Raw genomic sequence first — 7,335 nt, forward strand, 5'->3', positions numbered from 1 at the left:
GTGGGGGGGGGGGGGCGGGGGCCGCGCCGGCGGGGGGCCGGGGCGGCCGCGCCGGGGGGCCCCCGGGGGGGGGGCGCGCCCCCGCGGGGGGCCCCCCCCCCCCCGGCCCGGTCAGGCGACGAGGCAGAGGCCGTCGTACCGCGACTGCGCCGTGGGCGACTTCCGGCCGAGCCGGCTGGTCCGGGCGTGCCGGGCGAGGTCCTCCTGGGCGAGCGAGAGCAGGTCGCCGAGGCCGAGGCCGAGGGCCCGGGCGGCGGCCGCGAGGACCTCGGAGGAGGCCTCCTTGCGTCCGCGCTCCAGCTCCGACAGGTACGGCATCGAGATCCGGGCCTCGTCGGCGACGTCCTTCAGCGTGCGTTCCTGCGCCAGCCGTTCGCGCCGCAGCACGTCGCCGACGAGGTCGCGCCACAGCGGTTCCTTCGGCTCGGACGGCTGCGGGGCGGCGGCCGGCCGCTGCGGGGCACCGGCCGCCCGGCCGGAACCGGCCGGCGCGGTCTTCGGGCGCAGGGGGATGACGCGGGCTTCGTTCGGCGCATGAGTGCTCACCCCTCCAGCCTATGGATCCCGGGCGCCGGGGGAAGGGCGCGGCGTTCTGCCCTGGGTGAAGCCGAGTTGGGGTGTGCGGACGGGCGCCCCCACGCCGGGTTGAGTACGGCTACTCAGGCGGCCGGCGGCGGTGCTCCGCGAGGATGGCGGCACCAGCCCGCGCGTCGAAGGCCAGAAGAGGAACATCCATGCTCAGCCGGATCGCCAGCACGCTGCTCCCCGTCCTCGGCCGACTGTCCGTCACCTCCGAACTGGCGGGCCCGGTCGCCCCGGGCAGCATCGTCGTGGCCAACCACAGCTCCCTCGCGGACCCGGGCGTGGTGCTGGCCGCGCTGCGCCGCCTCGGCACCGAGCCGGTGGTGATGGCGACCGCCGGGCTCTGGCGGATCCCGGTGCTCGGCGGGGTGCTGCGGGCCGACGGGCACATCCCGGTCCACCGGGGGACGGCCCGGGCGGCCTCGGCCCTCGACTCGGCCGCGGCCGCGCTGGCGGCCGGCCGCGTCGTGCTGATCTACGGCGAGGGCTGCCTTCCCGAGCGCCGGGACTCCGGTGACGCCGAGCCGGGCGCCTTCCGCACCGGCCTGGCCCGGCTGGCCGCGGCGAGCGGCGCCCCGGTGGTGCCGCTCGGCCAGTGCGGTGCGCGCCGCCTGAGTTCGGGCAGCGCCACCAAGCAGATCGCCGGCTTCGCCACCGCCCCGCTGCGGCGTCCGGCCGTGCACGTCCACGTGGGCGCGCCGCTCCATCTGGAGGGCTGCATCGCGGAGGCGACGGCCGCCGCCCACCGCGCGGTCACGGCGGCCTGGCGGACGGCGGAGCAGGAGCGTCGGGGGCTCACCCGCCTCCCCGGAGCGTTCGAGCGCTAGCAGGATTCCGTCGTGCCGAGGCCTCCGCAGGGCGATCGGCGCCGTCACCGCTACCGCGATCCGGCGGTGTCCGCGAGGAATTCGACGAGCATCCGCGTCACCTCGTGCGGCCGTTCCAGGTTCGGCAGGTGGCCGGCCCAGGGCAGTTCGAGGTGGCGGGCGCCCGGGAGCCGGACGGGCAGGGCGGCCGCGATCTCGCGGAAGTCCGGCAGGTCGTGCGCGCCGGAGACGGCCAGCGTGGGGGCGGTGATCCGGGTGAGGTCGACCTCCTCGCGATCCGGTCCGCCGGTGGCCTCGGCCTGCACCTCGAAGGCGTGCCGCTGCATCCGCCGGACGCTCTCGCGGGCTTCCTCGTCCGCGTCCGGCCCCAGCCACGTCGAGACGTTCAGTTCGACGGCCGCCGCCACGTCACCGGCCTCGATCAGCTCGTCCTCGCGCGCACCGAAGGCGCGCAGCGTCGCACTGGGCTCGTGGCCGGGCATGCCCGCCCCCAGCAGGGCGAGTGCGGACACGGCGTGCGGGCGCAGCGCGGCCACCGTCAGCGCGACCCGTCCGCCGTGGGAGGCGCCGATCAGCGCGGCGGACTCGATGCCGAGGTGTTCGAGCAGGGCGAGGACGTCTCCGGCGTCGCTGTACGGGCGGTCCGCCAGCGGGGAGTCGCCGAACCCCCGGAAGTCGCACCGCACCACCCGGTAGCCCGCGTCGGCCAGCGGCTGCCACTGGGCGTCCCACATCCGGCGGTCGCACACCGAGGAGTGCAGCAGGAGGACGGCGGGTCCGGTCCCGGCCACGTCATGAGAGATGATCATGTGCCGGATGGTAGTGCTGCGCCCGGTGTTCTCCAACCGGGTATCCGCCCTGACGGGCCGTGGTGGGGGTGGCAGCCCTCAGCGCCGCCACCCCCGTTGGCTTCTCGGCACCCGGGCGGTGGTTCATTGAGCCAAACCCCACCATGGGCTGAAAGCGGGTGTGGATCCATGCGGGGTTCGGTGGGGTTTCGGTGAGCGCCCCGCCGTCCGGGCGAACGCGGGTTCAGTCCGCGAGAGCCTCGCGGAGCCGCTTCTTGTCGGGCTTGCCGACGGCCGTCAGCGGGATCGCGTCCACCAGGTGCAGGGCCTCGGGCGCGTAGATGCGGCCCTTGTTCGCGGTGACGAAGGCGCGGACGTCCTCCAGCTGCGGCCGCTGCCCCGGCGCGGGGACGACGGCGACGTGGACGTGTTCGGCCTCCTGGGCGTCGCGCACGCCGTAGACGGCGCACTGGGCGATGGCCGGGTGGGTGAGGAGGAGGTCCTCGACCTCGGTGGGGTAGACGTGGCCGCCGACCACGATGATCAGGTCCTTGAGGCGGTCGGAGAGGTAGAGGTAGCCGTCGGCGTCGAAGTAGCCGACGTCGCCGGTGTCGAGCCAGCCGTCGTGCAGCACCTGCTCGGTGAGGTCGGGCCGCTTCAGGTAACCGGCCATCAGGGTGGCGGAGCGCACGTGGACCTCGCCCGGTTCGCCGGCCGGCAGGTCGGTGCCGTCGGCGGACCGGATCGCCACCTCCACGTCGGGGAAGGGCCGGCCGACCGGCAGCGGGCCGTCGTCGCCGAACCGCGCGTACTCGTCCGGGGTGAGCACGGCGATCTTCTGCGCCTCCGACATGCCGTAGAGGCTGACCAGGATGGGCCCGAACACCTTGACGGCCTCGCGGATCCTGGTCGGGGAGGAGGGGCAGCCGCCGTACGTGATGCGGTGGAGCCCGGCCAGGCCGGTGCGGCCGATGGCCGGGTGGTCGAGCAGCCGGTAGAGCAGCGGCGGCAGGAGCCACAGGTCGGTGACGCGTTCGCGCTCGATGGCGGCGAGCACCGCGCCGGGGTCGAAGGAGCGCTGGAGGACGACCGAGCCGCCGGCGTGGAGCGTCACGTCGGCGAGCACCCCCGCGAGGTGGGCGAGCGAGGTGGCGACGAGGAGGCGGGGCGGCTCGTCGTGCGGACGGCCGTCGAACGGGGTGTCGAGGATGCTGCGGTAGGCGCCGTGGAGGCTGACGATGCCCTTGGGGATGCCGGTGGTGCCGCCGGTGTGGCGGATCCCGATGTCGTCGCCGGGGCCGACGGGGACGGCCGGGTCCTCGGCGGGCCGGCCGGCGGAGGCGGCGATCACGTCCTCGGCGGGCCCGCTCGGCCCCAGCGCGAGGACCGCCGTGACGTCGACCAGGGGCAGCAACTCGGCCGCGTCCGTGTACCGTTCGGCGTCCACGAGCAGGACGGTGGTGTCCGCGCCGGCCACGATCTCGGCCAGGACCGGGGCGCTCATCCCGTCGTACAGGTTCACCACGCGCGCGCCGGCCAGGCCCGCGGCGTAGCGGGCGCTGAGCGCCTCGGCGGTGTTGCCGGTGAGGAGGGTGACGGTCGCGCCGCGGCGGACGCCCCGGGCGACGAGCTCGTGGGCCAGGCGGTAGGTGGCGGCGGCGAAGTCGCCCGCGGTGACCTCGACGCGGTCGGCGGTGGTGATGGCGCGCCGGTCCGGGTCGGTGGACAGGGCCCGCAGGATCAGGGCGGGTGCGCTGATGAACGCCGGGTCGCCCATGGCTACTTCTTCCTTGTAGTTTGCAACCATGTCGTCAGGCTAACCCCACTCCCCGCCGTGCACCGCCGAGTTCCGGCCATGTCCGGCGGGAGTGTCATCCGTGGACGCAGGACGCAGGACGCAGGACGCAGGACGCAGGACACAGGACACCGGTCCGGTGTCAGTCCACGTCCGGGTAGTAGCCCCGCTGGTACTCCGACAGCTGGGAGACGGCCAGCTCGCCCCCGCCACGGCAGATCGGGCAGACCTTCCTCCCGGAGCACTCCCTGCAGCGGGTCCGCCCATGGGGTTCGCTGGGCCTCCACCCGCGACCGCCGCAGCCGTAGCACCACCCGAGGCCCTCGCACTCGTAGCAGAGGACGTAACCGGGTGTGACGGTCTCCGCTGTCCGCACCGGCTCCGGCCGCTGGAACGGCTTCGGCGCACGGAGTGCCAGTGCCGGCGTCCGCCCGCTGAACATCACGGCGGAGGTGTGGTCGCCGGTCCCGACCCGGATGACGTTGCCGTCACGGTGGGCGAGGACCAGGGTGGCGCGCTTCCCGTCCTGCTGCTCCTCCGACGTCGTGACGTCCCAACCGGCCGCGTCGAGGAGGGCGGCCGCACGGGAGGTGATCTCGGCGGCGGTGACGGTCGCGGGACGTTCCCCGCGGAACAGGGCCGAAAAGTGGTGGCGGAGCGGCTCGTGCCAGTCGGCGAGCAACGGATCGTCGAGGAACAGCAGGTGGAGGTCCGCGCCGGGCGTCAGGTCGGTGATCAGCGCGACCATCTGCTCGCGCAGGGACCGGCCCAGCCGGTTCAGTTCCTCACGTGCTTGCGGTATCTCGCTCACGACAGCCCCCCTGGCGTTCGACCCTATCAAGATCCGGAGCCCGGCCCGGTTCCGTACTCCCCGGAGACGGACGCGGGCCCGGTCAGGAGTTCCGGCCCCGGCTGAGCAGCGTCTGCCGGGTTCGGCGCAGCAACTCGCCGGGGAGCACCCCCAGTTCCTCGCCCAGCCGGTGGCGGGTGCGGTCGAAGACGGCCAGGGCTTCGGCCTGCCGGCCGCCCTGGTGCAGGGCGCGCATCAGGAGTGCGACGACCTGCTCGTTGAGCGGGTGCGCCGTGGCCAGGGCGGACAGTTCGGCGGTCGCCTCGGCGGTCCGGCCCAGCTGAAGCTGCCACTCCGCCTTCCGCTGGGCCAGGGTGATCCGGTGTTCGGTCAGCCGTAGCCGTTCGAGTTCGGCGAACCGTCCGGGGAGGCCGGCCAGGGGCTCGCCGTAGAAGAGGTCCAGCGCCTGGGAGCAGGCGCGGACGGCCTCGGCCAGGTCACCGGCGCGCTCGGCCGTCGTCGCTGCGGCGGCCAGCTCCTCGGCGCGGGCCACGTCGACCTCGACCGCACGGCGGTTGAGCCGGTAGCCGGCCTGCTCCCGTTCGATCACCGGGTCCGTGCCGCCCCCGGGCCCGGTGCGCAGGATCTTGCGCAGCCGGTAGATGTAGACCGGCACTACGTTCCCGATCGGCGGCTCCATCCCCCAGATCCGGTCCAGCAGTTCGTGCGTGCCCACCGCCCGGTCCGGCCGCAGGGCCAGTGCGGCGAGGACGGCTTGCTGGCGAGCCGGCCCGAGGCCGACGGGTCGCCCGTCCCGCCAGGCCCGCGGCGGACCGAGGAGGGAGATCCGCAGGCCCGCATCGGGCGTACGGTCCGCCGGCCGGCGAGCACCGGTCCGTGACGGGGTGTCCGCTGCCCGCCGGCGCGGGCCGTGGCCGGGCGTCACCAGTCCGCAGTCGAAGGCGTGGACGATGGCGGCGGCCCGGTCGCGCAGCCGGAGCGTGGCCAGGATCCGGCCGAGGTGGCCGGCCACGGCGCGTTCCGGAATGGCGAGCGAGGCGGCGATCTCGGCGTCCGTCAGGCCGCAGCCGATGGCGTACAGCACGTCGCGCTGGCGGGGGTCGAGGGCGGCGACGGCGGGTGGGCTCGGCGGCATGGCTGCTCCGTGGTTCTGGTTCTCCGGCCGGGGCGGACGGCTCCGGGGCTTCTGCTGAGGCCTCGATGCTGGTCCGGGCGGCGGCCGGGGGGACAGGACGGGGGAGCGGCCATATCTGGCCGGTCGTGCATACGGCGTCTCACCTGCGCAAACGTGACCGGGGCAGGGCCCGCGGCCGCTTTCACGGTGATTTCATCGCCGCTTCCTAACGTCGGGCCATTGGTGTTCACGGCGGCGCGATCCTCTGCGCCGGCCACTTTCGGGAAGCGGAGTCGTTGTGTCCGAGTTGCTGCACAAGCTGGTCGCCGCGGCGATCGCGGGCGGACTGATCGGTCTGGCGGGCTGGCTGGGCGCGAGGCGGCGCCAGCGCCAGGCGGCCAGGGCGGCGGAGACCGCGCAGGCCGCGGGCCGGAACGATCGCGGGACGACCTGAGCGGGGACGACCTGAGCCGGGCGGGCCGCCGGCTCAGTCCGAGCCCGGTCGGCCCGCCCGGCCCAGGATCCGGGTGATCAGTTCGGGCTTCCACTGGACGTACTCGACCTCCGCGCCGTCGGCGTGCCGGGCGTACAGGTAGGAGCCGGTCAGGCTCCGCTCCGGGCCGTGGGTGAGCGTCGCACCACGGGCGGTCAGCAGCGCCTCCACGGCGGTCAGGTCCGAGACGACCACGGTCGTGGAGGCCCGGGGGAGTCGCGCCGTCGCCTCGGGGCTGCCCGCGATCACCAGGAAGTCGCCGATCGCCGCGATCTCCACCTCCCCGAACGCGAAACGCAGGTGGGCGGGTTCCTCCACCAGCTCCACCAGCACGGCGAGCGCGGAGTCCATGTCGTCGCTCCACACCCGGCCGTAGGTCTTCAGGATGGTCATGGCCCGCCCCTCAACTGTTCTTTCCGGTCACTCGGGAACAGTAGGAGAGTTAGGGTCGACCTGGAAGAACGCACTTTCGGGTGACAGGGGAACCTTCAGGTGACCGTGGAGAGGACCTCTCCGGAGGTGACGGCCGAGGTCCGTGCGATCGCCATGTCGGTGTTCGCGCGGATCGCCGACAAGTGGGCACTGCTGATCATCGAGGCCCTCGGGGAGCGGACGCTGCGCTTCGGCGAGCTGAAGGCCGCGGTCGACGGGATCAGCCACAAGATGCTCGGCCAGACGCTGCGCAACCTCGAACGCGACGGCATCGTCGAGCGCACTCCGTACGCCACCGTGCCACCGCGGGTCGACTACGCCCTCACCCCGGCCGGCCGCGAACTCCAGGAGACGGTGCACGGCATCTGCCACTGGACCCGCCGGCACGTCGGCCACGTCGAGGCGTCCCGGCGCCGCTTCGACGACCCGGACGGCGACTGAGTTCGTCCCCGTCCGCCCCGGACGGCGGCCCGTCCCCGGTTCAGGCGGGGAC

General features: G+C 74.3%; 9 protein-coding genes. 3 read left to right on the forward strand and 6 right to left on the reverse strand.

The window, feature by feature from the left end; all coding sequences use genetic code 11:
- Positions 1-111 precede the first annotated feature (111 nt).
- A complete protein-coding gene (locus tag ACFV4G_RS34350) occupies positions 112-546 on the reverse strand; it encodes a helix-turn-helix domain-containing protein (RefSeq protein WP_380446106.1) in 435 nt (144 codons plus the stop codon).
- Positions 547-734: 188 nt separating this feature from the next.
- Here ACFV4G_RS34350 and ACFV4G_RS34355 point away from each other — a divergent pair, with 188 nt between their 5' ends.
- On the forward strand, positions 735-1,409 hold the full coding sequence (locus ACFV4G_RS34355; protein WP_380446107.1) for a lysophospholipid acyltransferase family protein: 675 nt from the start codon (positions 735-737) through the stop codon (positions 1,407-1,409).
- A gap of 50 nt (positions 1,410-1,459) precedes the next feature.
- On the opposite strand, the gene ACFV4G_RS34360 is transcribed toward ACFV4G_RS34355, so the two are convergent.
- The 4 genes from ACFV4G_RS34360 to ACFV4G_RS34375 form a co-directional block, all read right to left on the reverse strand.
- A complete protein-coding gene (locus ACFV4G_RS34360) occupies positions 1,460-2,218 on the reverse strand; it encodes an alpha/beta fold hydrolase (RefSeq protein ID WP_380446108.1) in 759 nt (252 codons plus the stop codon).
- 223 nt (positions 2,219-2,441) lie between these two features.
- Entirely contained in the window at positions 2,442-4,004 is a 1,563-nt protein-coding gene (locus tag ACFV4G_RS34365; RefSeq protein ID WP_380446109.1) for an AMP-binding protein, read from the reverse strand.
- Positions 4,005-4,134: 130 nt separating this feature from the next.
- A complete protein-coding gene (locus tag ACFV4G_RS34370; protein WP_380446110.1) occupies positions 4,135-4,803 on the reverse strand; it encodes a hypothetical protein in 669 nt (222 codons plus the stop codon).
- A gap of 82 nt (positions 4,804-4,885) precedes the next feature.
- Complete coding sequence (locus tag ACFV4G_RS34375) at positions 4,886-5,938, reverse strand: BTAD domain-containing putative transcriptional regulator (RefSeq protein ID WP_380446111.1); 1,053 nt, start codon at positions 5,936-5,938, stop codon at positions 4,886-4,888.
- Positions 5,939-6,215: 277 nt separating this feature from the next.
- Between ACFV4G_RS34375 and ACFV4G_RS34380 the strand changes: the two genes are divergently transcribed.
- A complete protein-coding gene (locus ACFV4G_RS34380; RefSeq protein ID WP_380446112.1) occupies positions 6,216-6,371 on the forward strand; it encodes a hypothetical protein in 156 nt (51 codons plus the stop codon).
- 33 nt (positions 6,372-6,404) lie between these two features.
- On the opposite strand, the gene ACFV4G_RS34385 is transcribed toward ACFV4G_RS34380, so the two are convergent.
- Complete coding sequence (locus ACFV4G_RS34385) at positions 6,405-6,803, reverse strand: VOC family protein (RefSeq protein WP_380446113.1); 399 nt, start codon at positions 6,801-6,803, stop codon at positions 6,405-6,407.
- 153 nt (positions 6,804-6,956) lie between these two features.
- Between ACFV4G_RS34385 and ACFV4G_RS34390 the strand changes: the two genes are divergently transcribed.
- Positions 6,957-7,283 carry a winged helix-turn-helix transcriptional regulator gene (locus ACFV4G_RS34390; protein ID WP_380446115.1) on the forward strand — a complete coding sequence of 109 codons (327 nt, stop codon included), beginning with the start codon at positions 6,957-6,959 and terminating at the stop codon, positions 7,281-7,283.
- The last annotated feature ends 52 nt before the right edge of the window (positions 7,284-7,335 follow it).

Source organism: Kitasatospora sp. NPDC059747 (genome assembly GCF_042732955.1).
Classification (GTDB): domain Bacteria; phylum Actinomycetota; class Actinomycetes; order Streptomycetales; family Streptomycetaceae; genus Kitasatospora.

What these genes read in the sequence shown, in the direction of transcription:
- ACFV4G_RS34375 (WP_380446111.1), bottom strand. Translation starts at nt 5,938, where the DNA reads ATGCCGCCGAGCCCACCCGCCGTCGCCGCCCTCGACCCCCGCCAGCGC.
- ACFV4G_RS34360 (WP_380446108.1), bottom strand. Translation starts at nt 2,218, where the DNA reads ATGATCATCTCTCATGACGTGGCCGGGACCGGACCCGCCGTCCTCCTG.
- ACFV4G_RS34390 (WP_380446115.1), top strand. Translation starts at nt 6,957, where the DNA reads ATGTCGGTGTTCGCGCGGATCGCCGACAAGTGGGCACTGCTGATCATC.
- ACFV4G_RS34355 (WP_380446107.1), top strand. Translation starts at nt 735, where the DNA reads ATGCTCAGCCGGATCGCCAGCACGCTGCTCCCCGTCCTCGGCCGACTG.
- ACFV4G_RS34385 (WP_380446113.1), bottom strand. Translation starts at nt 6,803, where the DNA reads ATGACCATCCTGAAGACCTACGGCCGGGTGTGGAGCGACGACATGGAC.
- ACFV4G_RS34365 (WP_380446109.1), bottom strand. Translation starts at nt 4,004, where the DNA reads ATGGTTGCAAACTACAAGGAAGAAGTAGCCATGGGCGACCCGGCGTTC.